We start from the raw sequence: 15585 nt of genomic DNA on the forward strand, positions 1-15585 counted from the left end.
CCTGCTTGTGGTACTGCAGGCGTTGGGTCAGGTCGCCGTCGCCGCTGGCAATGGCCTTGAGCATGGCCGCGACTTGATCGATCGGCCGGGTGACGCCTGATGCCGTCAGCCACATCAGCAACAGACCGGCCAGCCCCGCAAAGGCGGCGATCAGCAGTGCCTTGAGGGTACCGCTGGTTTGCGCGGCGTCGAGAATGGCCTGCAGTTTGTCGGCATCGGCCAGCAGCACCTGTTCGGGCAGCTCGATGATGACCCCCCACGGCTTTGCGCCGGCAATCGGTGTAACCGGATGCACGGCGCGAATCATATTGCCTTGCTTGACAATCTGCGGGCCGCTGGCGCTGAGCGCTTGCTGAAGTGCCCTGGCGTTGTTGCCCAGTGCTTGATCGAGGCTTTTACTGACCTTGCTGGCGTCGTCGCTGATGGCTGCCAACAGGCCGGTCCCGGAAACGATCAGCATGTGCCCGGCGCCGTTGAACAGTTCGCGCTGGGAAGCGCTGGCCGAGGCCTGCAGCGAGTCCAGCGACAGGTCCACGCCCACCACCGCGAGGACTTTGCCATCGACCATCAGCGGTACGGCGATGGTGGTCATCAGCATCTGCTTGCCGCCGACGGTGTCGGAGTAGGGTTCCAGCAGGCAGGGCCGGGCGCTGGTTTTCGCGCAGGTGTACCAGATGTTGTAGGGGGTGCCGCTGAGGTTTACATCGGTCTTGTTCAGGTCTTCTTCGACAATGAGGGTGTTCTTGCCCTGGCCGCCTGCGCGGCTCCAGTAGCTGGAGAAACGACCGATATCGTTGCCGCCGCGCTTGGCATCGTTGATGAATTCGCTGTCCTTGCCATCCAGCGCATTGGGCTCGAAGGCCAGCCAGATGCCGAGCACGCCACTGTTGCGCTCGAACGTGGTTTTCAGACTCTGGTTGATTTCTTCGCGAAGGGCGGCGGCATCCATCGAGCGGGTCTGGCCCAGGGTATGCAGGTCGCGAACCTGATCGCTCAAGGCGGTAATCAGCAACAGGCTTTCGCTGAAGGTTTTCTGCATCGATACGGCTTTCTCGGCGGCCTTGGCCTGTAACAGGCTCTGGACGCTCTGGGTCAGCATTTGCGTGCTGGCATCGCCGACCATTCGATCGTTCTGTTGGGTCTGATAGAGGTTCATCCCGACCACCAGGGCCACCACGCCGAGCAGGCAGAGGCCGGACAACAGGACGATTTTCAGGCGAATCGAAAGCTTGTCGAACATAAGGATTCTCGCGAATGGGCGGGCCGGGTGAAAAACCGGACACGCATGCCCGGTACGCCAGATCCATTCAGCGCTAACGGCTTATCGGCTTGTAGGACAATTTCGTTAGTTTTATTTGACAGGCGGTCGTTCGCTCATTGTTTATTGAGCGTTGCACAGGGCCAGGCAGTTATCCAGCATGCGGTTGGAGAAGCCCCACTCGTTGTCGTACCAGGCCAGTACCTTCAGCATTTTGCCGTTGGCTTTGGTGTGGTTAGCGTCAAATATCGATGACAGCGGGTTCTGATTGAAGTCGCAGGAGACCAGCGGCAGTGTGTTGTAGCCGAGGATCTTCGAGTGTTGGCTGGCTTCCTTGAACAGCGCGTTGACCTCGTCGGCGCTGGCTTCGCGCTTGAGGTTTACGGTCAGGTCGACCAGCGAGACGTTGACCACCGGCACCCGAACGGCCATGCCGGTCAGTTTGCCGGCCAGTTCCGGCAATACCAGGCCGACGGCTTCGGCCGCGCCGGTCTTGCTCGGGATCATCGACTGGGTGGCCGAACGCGCGCGGAACGGGTCGCTGTGGTGAACGTCGATGAGGCTCTGGTCATTGGTATAGGCATGGATGGTGGTCATCAGCCCTTGCTCGATGCCCCACTCGCGATTCAACACCTGGGCTACGGGGGCCAGGCAGTTGGTGGTGCAGGAGGCGTTTGAAATGATCTGGTGCGACTGGCGCAGAATATCGTGGTTGACCCCATAGACCACTGTCGCATCGGCACCCTTGGCCGGTGCCGAGATAATGACTTTGCGTGCGCCGGCCGTAATATGGGCCGCTGCCTTGGCCCGATCGGTGAACAGACCGGTGCATTCGAACACCACATCGATGGCTTCGGCCTTCCACGGCAGGTCGGCGGGGTGACGGATGGTGCTGACCGCAATACGGTCGCCATTGACCGTCAGGCTCTCCTGGTCGAACTCCACATTGGCGTCGAAAATCCCATGAACACTGTCGTACTTGAGCAGGTGAGCGTTGATCGCACTGTCACCCAGATCGTTGATCGCGACGACCTGCAGGTCTTGACGGTAGCCTTGGGTATACAGTGCGCGAAGGACGTTGCGGCCAATGCGGCCAAAGCCATTGATTGCGATGCGAAGGGTCATAGCAGTACCTCTGGCAGATTGTGCGAAGCCCTGTGGCAAGGGAAAACGTACGCCAAATCTGATTTTGTTGTTGGAATTACAAGATTATTCGTAAAAAAATAGAAAACAAGCCTTTTTAGTGGCAATATTTTATTCAATCTACAACGAGTGGCGCACCAGCCTGTTCCCGTCGAGTGAAATCGAACCCCCTGCCTTGAGCCTAGGCGGCGAATCGAATAAAGGGAAACGGCTGCAAAGGTCACGCTCATAGCCTGGAGTTCATATGCATCCCCGCGTTCTTGAAGTCACCGAACGGCTGATCGCCCGTAGTCGTCAAACGCGCGAGCGTTATCTGCAGCTGATTCGCGGTGCCGCCACCGATGGCCCGCAACGCGCCAGGCTGCAATGTGCCAACTTCGCCCATGGCGTGGCCGGATGCGGGGCTGAAGACAAGCAAAGCCTGCGCATGATGAACGCCGCCAACGTGGCGATCATTTCGTCGTACAACGACATGCTCTCGGCGCACCAGCCCTACGAGCATTACCCCGAGCAGATCAAGCAGGCGTTGCGCGAGATCGGCTCGGTCGGTCAATTCGCCGGCGGCGTGCCAGCCATGTGCGACGGCGTCACCCAGGGCGAGCCGGGCATGGAGCTGGGGATTGCCAGTCGGGAAGTGATTGCCTTGTCCACGGCCGTAGCCCTGTCCCACAACATGTTCGACGCTACCCTGTGCCTGGGCATCTGCGACAAGATCGTGCCGGGCCTGCTGATGGGCGCGTTGCGCTTCGGCCACTTGCCGACCATTTTCGTACCGGGCGGGCCGATGACGTCGGGGATTTCCAACAAGGAAAAGGCCGACGTTCGCCAGGCTTTTGCCGAAGGCAAGGCCACCCGCGAAGAGCTGCTCGAGTCGGAGATGAAGTCTTATCACAGCCCCGGCACCTGCACCTTCTACGGCACCGCCAACACCAACCAGTTGGTGATGGAAGTGATGGGCCTGCACTTGCCGGGCGCCTCGTTCGTCAACCCGTACACGCCGTTGCGCGATGCCCTGACCCGGGAAGCGGCGCAGCAGGTGACGCGCCTGACCAAGGCCAGCGGCAACTTCACGCCGCTGGGCGAGATCGTCGATGAGCGCTCGCTGGTCAACTCCATCGTCGCCCTGCACGCCACCGGTGGCTCGACCAACCATACCCTGCACATGCCGGCGATCGCTCAGGCCGCCGGTATCCAGTTGACCTGGCAGGACATGGCCGATCTCTCGGAGGTTGTGCCAACCCTGTCCCACGTCTACCCGAATGGCAAGGCCGATATCAACCATTTCCAGGCGGCCGGCGGCATGGCTTTCCTGATCCGCGAACTGCTCGAGGCCGGCCTGTTGCACGAAAACGTCAATACCGTGGCCGGCCATGGCTTGAGCCGCTACACCCAGGAGCCGTTCCTTGAGGACGGCAAGCTGGTCTGGCGTGACGGGCCACGCGAAAGCCTCGACGAGGCCATCCTGCGCCCGGTGGCGCGGCCATTCTCGCCCGAGGGCGGGCTGCGGGTGATGGAAGGCAACCTGGGCCGGGGCGTGATGAAAGTTTCTGCCGTGGACCCCGAGCATCAAGTGGTCGAGGCGCCGGCACGGGTCTTCCAGGACCAGCAGGAACTGGCCGATGCGTTCAAGGCCGGCGAGCTGGAGCATGACTTTGTCGCCGTGATGCGCTTCCAGGGGCCGCGCTCCAACGGCATGCCGGAACTGCACAAGATGACACCGTTTCTCGGCGTGCTGCAGGACCGCGGCTTCAAGGTGGCGCTGGTCACCGACGGGCGCATGTCCGGTGCCTCGGGGAAAATCCCGGCAGCCATTCATGTCTGCCCGGAGGCCTTCGACGGCGGGCCGTTGGCGCGTGTGCGCGATGGCGACATCATCCGGGTCGATGGGGTCAAGGGCACGCTGCAGGTGCTGGTCGAGCCGGCCGAGCTGGCCGCCCGCGAGCTGGCCGTCGGCCTGGTCGACAATGGCGTGGGCTGTGGTCGCGAACTGTTCGGCTTCATGCGCATGGCCTTCAGCTCCGCCGAGCAGGGCGCCAGCGCCTTCACCTCGGGGCTGGAGAACCTTAAATGAAACTGGCCCTGGTCGGTGACATCGGCGGGACCAACGCGCGCTTCGCGTTGTGGGAAAACGACCGCATGCACTCGGTGCAGGTGCTGGCGGTCGAGGATTACACCAACCCGGAGCAGGCGATCGGGGTTTACCTCGATCGCCTGGGCCTGGCGCGCGGTGCTATCGGCGCCGTGTGTCTGGCGGTGGCGGGGCCGGTGGATGGTGACGAGTTCCGCTTCACCAACAATCACTGGCGTCTGAGCCGCAAGGTCTTCTGCGAGGCCTTGCAGGTGGATGAGTTGTTGTTGATCAATGACTTTTCCGCCATGGCCCTGGGCATGACCCGGCTGGAGGAGGGCGAATACCGGACGGTGTGCCCTGGCATGGCGGACCCGTTGCGCCCGGCCGTGGTCATCGGCCCGGGTACTGGCCTGGGTGTCGGTACTTTACTCAACCTGGGCCAGGGCCACTGGATGGCGCTGCCGGGCGAGGGCGGGCACGTCGACTTGCCGGTGGGCACTGCGCGTGAAGCGCAAATCCGTCAGCAGATCGAAGAGCAGGTCGGCCACGTCAGTGCCGAGACCGTACTCAGTGGCGGTGGCCTGTTGCGTCTGTATCAAGCCATCTGCGCCATCGATAACCACCCGTCGACCCTGGATTCACCTGCCGAGATTACCTCGGCAGCACTGGCCGGCGATGCGCTGGCGCTGGCGGTGATCGAACAGTTCTGCCGTTTCCTCGGCCGGGTGGCGGGCAACAACGTCCTGACCCTCGGCGGGCGCGGTGGGGTGTTCATCGTCGGAGGTGTGATTCCGCGCTTCGTCGAGCTGTTCCTTGCCAGCGGCTTTGCCGAGAGCTTCGCCGACAAGGGTTGCATGAGTGGTTACTTCAAGGGCGTGCCGGTGTGGGTGGTGACTGCCCAGTACAGTGGCCTGCTTGGCGCTGGAGTGGCGTTGCAGCAAGCCTTGGCATAACGCTCGTTCAGAAATTCCCCAGCTGGCTGGGGAATTGTCCTGTATTCGTCTCAGTGGAAATGTATTGCGATAGCACCCTTGCAGCCAATCTCGACCTGAAGGTCTAATGGTGCAAACGGGCGCGTCGGCCCGTTCTCACAGGGATGAAACCATTGAGTGCTGCCGGTAAGTCGATCCTGCTGGTCGATGACGACCAGGACATTCGCGAGCTGCTGCAAACCTACCTGAGCCGGGCCGGCTTTCAGGTGCGTACCGTGGCTGACGGGCAAGGCTTTCGCCTGGCCCTGAACGAGGCTGCCTGCGACCTGGTGATTCTCGACGTGATGCTGCCCGACGAAGATGGCTTCAGCCTGTGTCGCTGGGTGCGCCAGCATCCGCGCCAGGCCCAGGTGCCGATCATCATGCTCACGGCCAGTTCCGACGAAGCCGACCGGGTCATCGGCCTGGAGCTGGGGGCCGACGATTACCTGGGAAAACCCTTCAGCCCGCGCGAATTGCAGGCGCGGATCAAGGCGTTGTTGCGTCGTGCCCAATTCGCTCAGGAGCGCACGGGTGGCGAGGTGCTGGTTTTCGATGAGTGGCGTCTGGACATGGTCAGCCACCGGCTGTTCCATCTCGATGGCGAAGAAGTGATTCTCTCCGGCGCCGATTTTGCCTTGCTCAAACTCTTTCTCGACCACCCGCAACAGATCCTTGACCGCGACACCATCGGCAACGCCACCCGTGGCCGCGAGCCGATGCCGCTGGACCGGATTGTCGACATGGCGGTCAGCCGCCTGCGCCAGCGCCTGCGCGATACCGACAAGCCGCCGCGCTTGATACGCACGGTACGCGGCAGCGGTTATCTGTTGGCAGCCAATGTTGTCGCCAAACACTGAGCGGCGCTGGCGCCTGCCAGTACCGCGCTCGTTGCTGGGGCGCATGCTGTTTCTGACGCTGCTGGTGGTGCTGCTGGCCCAGGCGCTGTCCAGCGTGATCTGGCTGTCGCAACTGCGCGCCACCGAGCTCGAAGGCCTGGTGACCAGTGCCCGCAGCCTGGCGCATTCGATGACCGCCAGCGTCAGCTACTTTCGCTCCCTGCCGCTGGCCTACCGGCCGCTGGTGCTCGACCAGTTGCGCAGTATGGGCGGCACCCGTTTCGTGGTCTCGCTCAACGACAAGCCGCTGGACATGCAAGTGCTGCCATCGACGCCGCGCAAGGCGGCGGTGCTCAAGGCCGTCGATGAAGTACTGCGCGAGCGCCTGGGCGAGCAGGTCGATATTTCGGTGCAGTTCGTCAGCCCGCAGGACCTGCGCATTTTCAACAGTGGCCTGAAGCTCGATGAGCTGCCGCGCTCCTGGGCCCACTATGCCTTGACCCTGGAGCCGGTCAACCCGCCGATACTGGTCACCCAGATTCGCCTGGCAGAGGGCGAATGGCTGTACATCGCCTCGCTGTTGCCCGAGCCCTACACCAGCCTCGAAGAGGAGGGCCTGCCGGCGCAGCAGGTCTGGTTCATTGTCCTCACCAGCTCGTTCCTGTTGTTGTTTATCGGCTTGCTGGTGCACTGGCAAAGTCGCCCGCTCAAGCGCCTGGCTATGGCGGCGCGGGAGATGTCACTGGGTGCGGAGGTCGAGCCGGTGGCCGAAGGCGGCGGCATCGAGGTGGAAGAGGTGGGGCGGGCCTTCAATGCCATGCGCGAGCGGATCAGCCGTTACCTGACCGAGCGTAGCCAGTTGTTCAGCGCCATCTCCCACGACCTGCGCACGCCGATTACCCGGCTGCGTCTGCGCGTCGAGCTGCTCGAGGATGAAGCGCTGCAAGCCAGGTTCGGTCGTGACCTCGATGAGCTGGAACTGCTGGTCAAGGGCGCCCTGCAGTGTGTGAAAGACACTGACATTCACGAGAACATCGAGAAGGTCGATCTCGACCATGTCCTGCATTGCCTGGTCGAGCCTTACCTGGCGCCAAACGGCAACGGTCGGGTGACGGTCGAAGGTAATGCCGTGCGGCCTTATCCGGGCAAGCCGCTGGCGCTCAAGCGTTGTATCGGCAACCTGATCGATAACGCATTGAAGTATGGGCATAAAGCGCACCTGTTCATCGAGGATGATGACCGGGCCTTTGTCCTGCATGTCGACGACGAAGGGCCGGGGGTTCCGGAGCAGCGGCTGGAGCAGGTCTTCGAGCCGCATTTTCGTCTGGCCGGGCAGCAGCAGGGGTATGGGTTGGGGTTGGGGATTGCGCGCAATATTGCCCATAGTCATGGGGGTGAAGTCACCTTGCAGAATCTGCGTGGGGGCGGATTGCGGGTGACGCTGACATTGCCGCGTACGGACTAGATTAGTACGCATTTCGATGTAGCCGCTACCGCAGGCTGCGCTGAGGTCCGCAGGACCTCTCTGCGTTCTTGAATACCCTGCGTCCGCTACGCGGCCGAGCGCAGCCTGCGGCAGCGGCTACAGAGGTGTTTGTAACCAGGTGGTGACATTCACGCATCCCTTCGTTACCTCCGCATCCAAGGGTCATGGTTAGACTCGTATGTAACGCAAGCACCAGACTTGCACCGCATAACAACAAGAAAGGTTATTCAGATGAATGCGATCAATCGCTTCGCCGCTGTCATTTCCCTCGCCTCGTTGTTGCCCCTGAACGCCCTTGCTGACGATGCAAAAGGCACGGTCGAAGTGCTGCACTGGTGGACCTCCGGCGGTGAAGCCAAGGCGGTCGAAACCCTCAAGCAACAAGTCCAGAAAGACGGTTTTACCTGGAAGGACAACGCCGTGGCCGGTGGCGGCGGCGCCGCAGCCATGACCGTCCTCAAGACCCGCGCCATTTCCGGCAACCCGCCTGCCGCTGCCCAGATCAAGGGCCCGGACATCCAGGAGTGGGGCGCGCTGGGCCTGCTGACCAACCTCGATGACGTCGCAGCGGCGAACAACTGGGATGCGCTGCTGCCGAAAAAAGTCGCCGAGATCATGAAGTACGACGACCATTACGTCGCCGTGCCGGTGAACATCCACCGGGTCAACTGGCTGTGGATCAACCCCGAGGTCTTCGCCAGGGCCGGGGCCAAGGTGCCGACCACCCTCGACGAGCTCTTTGCCGCAGCGGAAAAGCTCAAGGCCGCCGGCTTCATCCCGCTGGCCCACGGTGGCCAGCCGTGGCAGGACAGCACCGTGTTCGAAGACCTGGCGTTGAGCATCCTCGGCCCGAAAGGTTTCCATGCCGCCTTCGTCGAGCTGGATAAGCCGACCCTGACCGGTGACAAGATGGTCGAAGTCTTCAAGGCCCTGCAAAAGCTCGGCACTTACATGGATGCCAATCGCGCTGGCCGCGACTGGAATATCGCCGCCGCCGAAGTCATCAATGGCAAGGCCGGCATGCAAATCATGGGCGACTGGGCCAAGAGTGAATGGACGGCCGCGGGCAAGGTCGCGGGCAAGGACTACCAATGCGTGCCGTTCCCCGGTACCCAGGGCAGCTTCACCTACAACATCGATTCGCTGGCGATGTTCAAGCTCAAGAACGAGAACGACATCAAGGCCCAGAACGACCTGGCCAAGGTCGCGCTGGAGCCGCAGTTCCAGACCGTGTTCAACCAGAACAAGGGCTCCCTGCCGGTGCGCCAGGACATGGACATGAGCCAGTTCGACGCCTGCACGCAAAAGTCGGCGGTGGACTTCAAGGAAGCCGAGAAGGGTGACGGCCTGCAACCGAGCATGGCCCACAACATGGCGACGACCCTGGCGGTACAGGGGGCGATCTTCGACGTGGTCACCAACTTCCTGAACAACCCGAGTGCGGACCCGGCCAAGGCTACCGCGCAATTGATGTCGGCGATCAAGTCGGCCAAGTAGGGCTTTCGGGCCTCATCGCTGGCAAGCCAGCTCCCACAGAAGCAAGTCTGCATTGGCCTCTGTGGGAGCGGGCTTGCCCGCGATGCGGCGCAACGCGCCGCCACCTCCAACAGAGAACTTACTTATGAGCACAATGGCTGCATTGGGCCGAGTCTCGCCCACAGAAAAGCTACAACGCTGGCTACCGAAACTGGTACTGGCACCCAGCATGCTGATCGTCCTGGTGGGTTTCTACGGTTACATCCTCTGGACCTTCCTGTTGTCGTTCACCAATTCCAGCTTCATGCCCAGCTACAAATGGGTGGGCCTGGCGCAGTACGCGCGGTTGATGGAGAACGACCGCTGGTGGGTAGCGAGCAAGAACCTCGCGGTGTTCGGTGGCCTGTTCATCGGCATCAGCCTGGTGATCGGCGTGGTCCTGGCGGTGCTGCTCGACCAGCGCATCCGCCGCGAAGGCTTTATCCGCACGGTCTACCTGTACCCGATGGCATTGTCGATGATCGTCACCGGCACCGCCTGGAAATGGCTGCTCAACCCCGGCCTGGGCTTGGACAAGATGCTGCGCGACTGGGGCTGGGAAGGCTTTCGCCTGGACTGGCTGGTGGACCCGGAGCGGGTGGTCTATTGCCTGGTCATCGCCGCGGTGTGGCAGTCGTCCGGCTTTGTCATGGCCTTGTTTCTCTCGGGGCTGCGCGGTGTCGATCAGTCGATCATTCGCGCCGCCCAGGTCGATGGCGCGAGCCTGCCGACCATCTACCTGCGCATCGTCCTGCCGAGCCTGCGCCCGGTGTTCTTCAGTGCCCTGATGATCCTCGCGCACATCGCCATCAAGAGCTTCGACCTGGTCGCAGCAATGACCGCCGGTGGCCCCGGCTACGCCTCGGACCTGCCGGCGATGTTCATGTACTCCTTCACCTTCAGCCGTGGCCAGATGGGCATGGGCTCGGCCAGTGCGATGCTGATGCTCGGCGCGATCCTGTCGATCCTGGTGCCGTACCTGTACTCGGAACTGCGGGGTAAGCGCCATGCATAATCAATTGGCCAAGCCGACCCTCAACTTCAGCCGCATCGCCATCTACGCGACCCTGCTGCTGGCCTGCGCGGTGTACCTGATCCCGTTGATCGTGATGCTGCTGACCAGCTTCAAGTCGCCCGAGGACATCCGCACCGGCAACCTCCTGAGCTGGCCGCAAGTGATCACCGGCATCGGCTGGATCAAGGCCTGGGACACGGTCGGCGGCTTTTTCTGGAACTCGGTGAAGATCACCCTGCCGGCGGTGTTCATCTCGACCCTGCTCGGCGCACTCAATGGCTACGTGCTGACGATGTGGCGCTTTCGCGGCTCGCAGCTGTTCTTCGGGCTGCTGTTGTTCGGCTGCTTTCTGCCGTTCCAGACCGTGCTGCTGCCGGCGTCCTTCACTCTCGGCAAGCTGGGCCTGGCCAGCACCACCACGGGGTTGGTGATCGTCCATATCGTCTATGGCCTGGCCTTCACCACGCTGTTCTTCCGCAACTACTTCATGAGCGTGCCCGATGCCCTGGTGCGGGCGGCGCGGCTCGATGGCGCGGGCTTTTTCACCATCTTCACGAGGATCCTGCTGCCCATGTCGATCCCGATCATCATGGTCTGCCTGATCTGGCAGTTCACGCAGATCTGGAACGACTTTCTCTTCGGCGTGGTCTTCGCCAGCGGCGATGCCCAGCCGATCACCGTGGCCCTGAACAACCTGGTCAACACCAGCACCGGGGTCAAGGAATACAACGTCGACATGGCGGCGGCGATGATCGCCGGGTTACCGACCTTGTTGGTTTATGTACTGGCTGGCAAATATTTCTTGCGTGGGCTCACTGCCGGCGCGGTCAAGGGGTAAGCACATGGCAACGCTTGAATTGCGCAACGTCAACAAGACCTACGGCAGTGGCTTGCCGGACACCTTGAAGAACATCGAGTTGAAGATCGAGCCCGGGGAGTTCCTGATCCTCGTGGGCCCGTCCGGGTGTGGCAAGTCGACCCTGATGAACTGCATCGCCGGGCTGGAAAGCATCAGCGGCGGGGCGATCCTGGTCGATGACGCCGACATCAGCGGCATGAGCCCCAAGGATCGCGACATCGCCATGGTGTTTCAGTCCTATGCGCTGTACCCGACCATGAGCGTGCGCGACAACATCGCCTTCGGCCTGAAAATCCGCAAGATGGCACCTGCGGCGATCGAAGAGGAAGTCGCCCGGGTTTCCAGGTTGCTGCAGATCGAACACCTGCTCGGGCGCAAGCCGGGGCAACTGTCCGGTGGCCAGCAGCAGCGGGTGGCCATGGGCCGGGCACTGGCGCGGCGACCGAAGATCTACCTGTTCGACGAGCCGCTGTCCAACCTCGACGCCAAGTTGCGGGTGGAAATGCGCACCGAAATCAAACTGATGCACCAACGCCTGAAAACCACCACGGTCTACGTGACCCACGACCAGATCGAAGCCATGACCCTGGGCGACAAGGTGGCGGTGATGAAGGACGGGCTGATCCAGCAGTTCGGTACGCCACAGCAGATCTACAACGACCCGGCCAACCTGTTCGTGGCGAGCTTCATCGGATCGCCTCCCATGAACTTCATCCCCTTGCGCCTGCAACGCCGGGAAGGACGCCTGCACGCGCTGCTCGACAGCGGCCAGGCCCGCTGCGAACTGCCTCTGGGTCTGGACGAAGCCGGGCTGGAAGACCGTGAAGTGATTCTTGGCATGCGCCCGGAGCAGATCGTCCTGGCCCCGACCGAGCCCAACGGCCTGCCGAGCATTCGTGCCGAGGTGCAGGTCACCGAACCGACCGGGCCGGACACCCTGGTGTTCGTCACCCTCAACCAGACCAAGGTCTGCTGCCGCCTGGCGCCGGACATCGCGCCCCAGGTGGGCGAGACCCTGAACCTGCAATTCGACCCGGCCAGGGTGCTGCTGTTCGATGCCCGGAGCGGTGAGCGCCTGGGCGTCGTCGGCCAGGCGCAGGCCCAGTCGCGCGCCGACAACGTCGCGCAGTTCAAGGGCCGTTGAATCGAGTCACCCCGTTTTCATAAAAATAATACGAGGACGTAACGGATGGACAACACAACAGCCAAAAACCGGGTGTCGCGTCGAATGATCGGCCAGCTGACAGCGCTCGCTGCGCTGGGCTTGGCGGGCAGCGTGCAGGCTGCCGGCGCATTCGACCCCGAGTCGAAATGGATGACGGGCGATTGGGATGGCACTCGCACCGAGTTGCTCGAAAAGGGCTATGACTTCACCCTGGAATATGTCGGCGAAGTGGCGGGCAACCTCAAGGGGGGCTACAACGACGACAAGACGGCGCGCTACAGCGATCAGTTCGCCCTGGGTGTGAAGCTGGACCTGGAAAAGATCCTGGGCTGGAACGATGCCGAGGCCCGGTTGACGATCACCGAGCGCAGCGGTCGTAACCTGTCCAACGACCGCATCAGCGATCCACGGGCCGGGCATCTCAGTTCGGTGCAGGAAGTCTGGGGGCGCGGCCAGACCTGGCGTCTGACGCAAATGTGGGTCAAGCAGAAATACTTCGACGGCGCGCTGGACGTGAAAGTCGGGCGCTTCGGCGAGGGCGAGGACTTCAACAGCTTTCCCTGCGACTTCCAGAACCTGGCGTTCTGCGGTTCGCAGGTGGGCAACTGGGTCGGTGACATCTGGTACAACTGGCCGGTCAGCCAGTGGGCCTTGCGGGTGAAATACAACATCACGCCGGAGTTTTTCGCTCAGATCGGTGTGTACGAACAGAACCCGTCGTACCTGGAAACCGGCAACGCCTTCAAGCTCAGCGGCAGCGGTACCGAGGGCATGATACTGCCGGTGGAGCTGGTCTGGTCGCCGCAGGTCAATGCGCTGCCTGGCGAGTACCGTGTCGGTTACTACTACAGCACGGCCAAGGCCGATGATGTTTATGAAGGCGCCGACGGTCAGCCGCAACCGCTCACCCCGGGCGGCGAGTTCCGCTCCCACAGCAGCAAGCACGGTTGGTGGGTGGTGGCGCAACAGCAGGTCACTTCGCACAACGGCGACGTCAGTCGTGGCTTGAACGTGTTCGCCAACCTGACGGTGCACGACAAGGACACCAACACGGTCGACAATTACCAGCAGGTCGGTGTGGTCTACAAAGGCCCGTTCGATGCACGGCCCAAGGACGATATCGGGTTCGGCGTGGCCCGCATCCATGTCAATGACGACGTGAAAAAGCGTGCACAGCTGGTCAACGACCTCAACGGCATCGATGACTATGACAACCCGGCATTCCTGCCCATCCGGGAAACCGAATACAACGCCGAGCTGTATTACGGCGTGCACGTGACCAACTGGCTGACGGTGCGACCGAACCTGCAGTACGTCAAGCATCCGGGGGCGGTGGACGAGGTCGATGATGCAATCGTCGCTGGGGTGAAGATTCAATCGGTGTTCTGACGTATCCTGTTGCGCTGTTTTGCGACCGCTTGCGCGGTCGATCGCGGGCAAGCCCGCTCCTACAGGATCGGCGCGTCCCTTGTAGGAAGGGCCGGGCGGCGTTCCGCTTGCCCGCGATGACGTCAGAACAATCACTGCACATCTATAAGAACTCCCAGGACTTCCCATGCAAGAGCACCCCCTCCAGCGCTTCTTCAAATCGCTGCGGACCCGACCGACCTTCGAGTGGGAGCGCTACCAGCAGCGCGACGTGCTGATCATCGATCATCCGCAATGCCAGGCTGCGTTCAGCCGCCAGGGCGCGCAGTTGTTGCACTTTCAGCCGCGTGGCCAGAAGCCGTGGCTGTGGTGTGCGGCGCAATGGCCACAGGCAGGAGCGATTCGCGGTGGAGTGCCGGTGTGCTGGCCCTGGTACGGGCGCCATCCGAGCGAAGGCATGTGGCCGGCCCACGGCTGGGCGCGGCTGGTCGACTGGAAGCTGCTTGAAAGCCGTGACGACGAGCAGGGTGTCAGCCTGCACTGGCGTTTGCAGTTATGCGAATGGCAGGTCGACCTGCATGCCCGGCTGGGCGAAACCATGGAGTTGCACCTGACCACCGAGCACCAGGACACCCAGCCTTGCCAGTTGAGTCATGCTCTGTTGGCCTACTGGCGTATTAGCAGCGTCGCTGAGATAGCGCTGTCTGGGCTAGAAAACGCGGAGGGTTATGACCAGTTGAACCGCCGCGCTTGCCGGCAGGAGGGCGATTTGAAGGTCAGTGGCGGTTGCCAGCGCGTGTTCCAGCACGCTGGCTCATTGCAACTGCAGGACCGAGCCTGGCAACGGCAGTTGAGCATCGATACCGGCGACAGTCAGGACACTGTCGTCTGGCACCCCGGCAGCCGGCCGTTGATGGGCGTCAGTGGCAGCGAAAGCCTGGGCTTTGTCTGCATCGAAGCGGCCAGCGGCAGCAGTGACAGCCTGAGCCTGGCGCCTGGCGAGCAGGCGCACCTGAAGCTTCAGGCGCAGTTGCTCAATTGAACTCGTCGTCGACCGGGTAGCGGCTGGCGTTGAGGCTTTCCTTGATCTTGCGCAGGTGTGGCTGGAAGTCCACGCCACGACGAAGGGTCATGCCGGTTGCCAAAACATCAAGTACGGTTAACTGAATGATCCGCGAAGTCATCGGCATATAGATGTCGGTGTCTTCGGGCAGCGGAATATTCAGGCTCAGGCTGCTGGCCTTGGCCAGGGGCGAGCCGGCAGCGGTAAGGCCCAGTACCGAGGCACCGTTTTCACGCGCCAGGCGCGCCACTTCGACCAGCTCGCGGGTGCGTCCGGTGTAGGAAATGATCACGAACAGCTCGCCGGTGTGGGCCACCGACGCCAGCATCCGCTGCATCAGCACGTCGGCGTGGGCCGACACGGCCAGGTTGAAGCGGAAAAACTTGTGCTGGGCATCGAGCGCTACCGGGGCTGAAGCACCGAGGCCGAAGAAATGAATCTGCCGTGCCTGGATCAGCATGTCGACGGCGCGGCTGATCAGGTTCGGGTCCAGTTGCTGGCAGGCGCTGTCGAGTGAAGCGATGGCGCTGCCGAAGATCTTCTGGGTGTAGGCGCCCGGATCGTCATCGGCTTCCACCGCGCGGCTGACGTAGGCCGCGCCACTGGCCAGGCTCTGGGCCAGTTGTAGTTTGAGCTCGGGGTAGCCGCTCACGCCGAACGAGCGGCAGAAGCGGTTGACGGTCGGCTCGCTCACCTTGGCTGCCTGGGCCAGGGCGGCGATGCTGAAGCGGGTGGCTTGCTGAGGGTTGAGCAGGATGACTTCGGCGACTTTGCGCTCAGCCTTGTTCAGCTCTTCGAGGCGGCCCTGGATCTGCTCCAGGAGGTTTCGCAC

General features: G+C 62.3%; 12 protein-coding genes and 1 pseudogene. 10 read left to right on the top strand and 3 right to left on the bottom strand.

All coding sequences use genetic code 11. From position 1 onward, the window contains the following. Positions 1-7: 7 nt before the first annotated feature. Positions 8-1240, bottom strand: a pseudogene (locus NVV94_RS26815) (chemotaxis protein); the annotation flags it as partial. Positions 1241-1381: 141 nt separating this feature from the next. After that, positions 1382-2383: a type I glyceraldehyde-3-phosphate dehydrogenase gene (gene gap / locus NVV94_RS04980; RefSeq protein WP_258446127.1), complete on the bottom strand. Its 1002-nt coding sequence runs from the start codon at positions 2381-2383 to the stop codon at positions 1382-1384. Between the two features lie 262 nt (positions 2384-2645). Here gap and edd point away from each other — a divergent pair, with 262 nt between their 5' ends. The 10 genes from edd to NVV94_RS05030 all read left to right on the top strand — a co-directional run bounded on the left by edd (position 2646) and on the right by NVV94_RS05030 (position 14732). After that, positions 2646-4472: a phosphogluconate dehydratase gene (gene edd, locus NVV94_RS04985; protein ID WP_258446128.1), complete on the top strand. Its 1827-nt coding sequence runs from the start codon at positions 2646-2648 to the stop codon at positions 4470-4472. Continuing rightward, on the top strand, positions 4469-5425 hold the full coding sequence (locus NVV94_RS04990; RefSeq protein ID WP_258446129.1) for a glucokinase: 957 nt from the start codon (positions 4469-4471) through the stop codon (positions 5423-5425). The genes edd and NVV94_RS04990 overlap by 4 nt, the downstream gene beginning before the upstream one ends. Positions 5426-5577: 152 nt before the next feature. Further along, entirely contained in the window at positions 5578-6303 is a 726-nt protein-coding gene (locus tag NVV94_RS04995; RefSeq protein WP_258446130.1) for a response regulator, read from the top strand. Next, positions 6284-7747: an ATP-binding protein gene (locus NVV94_RS05000; protein ID WP_258446131.1), complete on the top strand. Its 1464-nt coding sequence runs from the start codon at positions 6284-6286 to the stop codon at positions 7745-7747. Before NVV94_RS04995 ends, NVV94_RS05000 begins: the two co-directional genes overlap by 20 nt. A 252-nt stretch (positions 7748-7999) precedes the next feature. Further along, complete coding sequence (locus NVV94_RS05005; RefSeq protein ID WP_258446132.1) at positions 8000-9265, top strand: ABC transporter substrate-binding protein; 1266 nt, start codon at positions 8000-8002, stop codon at positions 9263-9265. Between the two features lie 124 nt (positions 9266-9389). Continuing rightward, positions 9390-10298, top strand: coding sequence for a carbohydrate ABC transporter permease (locus NVV94_RS05010; protein ID WP_258446133.1), 909 nt, complete (start codon positions 9390-9392; stop codon positions 10296-10298). Further along, positions 10291-11136 (top strand): carbohydrate ABC transporter permease, encoded by an 846-nt coding sequence (locus tag NVV94_RS05015; RefSeq protein WP_258446134.1) that lies wholly within the window; start codon positions 10291-10293, stop codon positions 11134-11136. The genes NVV94_RS05010 and NVV94_RS05015 overlap by 8 nt, the downstream gene beginning before the upstream one ends. Before the next feature lie 4 nt (positions 11137-11140). Next, positions 11141-12301: an ABC transporter ATP-binding protein gene (locus tag NVV94_RS05020; protein ID WP_258446135.1), complete on the top strand. Its 1161-nt coding sequence runs from the start codon at positions 11141-11143 to the stop codon at positions 12299-12301. Positions 12302-12385: 84 nt separating this feature from the next. After that, positions 12386-13711: a carbohydrate porin gene (locus tag NVV94_RS05025; RefSeq protein ID WP_408733480.1), complete on the top strand. Its 1326-nt coding sequence runs from the start codon at positions 12386-12388 to the stop codon at positions 13709-13711. 166 nt (positions 13712-13877) lie between these two features. Next, positions 13878-14732 (top strand): D-hexose-6-phosphate mutarotase, encoded by an 855-nt coding sequence (locus NVV94_RS05030; protein WP_258446137.1) that lies wholly within the window; start codon positions 13878-13880, stop codon positions 14730-14732. Here NVV94_RS05030 and hexR read toward each other — a convergent pair. Continuing rightward, on the bottom strand, positions 14725-15585 hold the full coding sequence (gene hexR / locus NVV94_RS05035) for a DNA-binding transcriptional regulator HexR (protein WP_258447622.1): 861 nt from the start codon (positions 15583-15585) through the stop codon (positions 14725-14727). The genes NVV94_RS05030 and hexR overlap by 8 nt on opposite strands.

The sequence above is a fragment of the Pseudomonas sp. LS1212 genome, assembly GCF_024741815.1.
In the GTDB taxonomy this organism is placed as follows: domain Bacteria; phylum Pseudomonadota; class Gammaproteobacteria; order Pseudomonadales; family Pseudomonadaceae; genus Aquipseudomonas.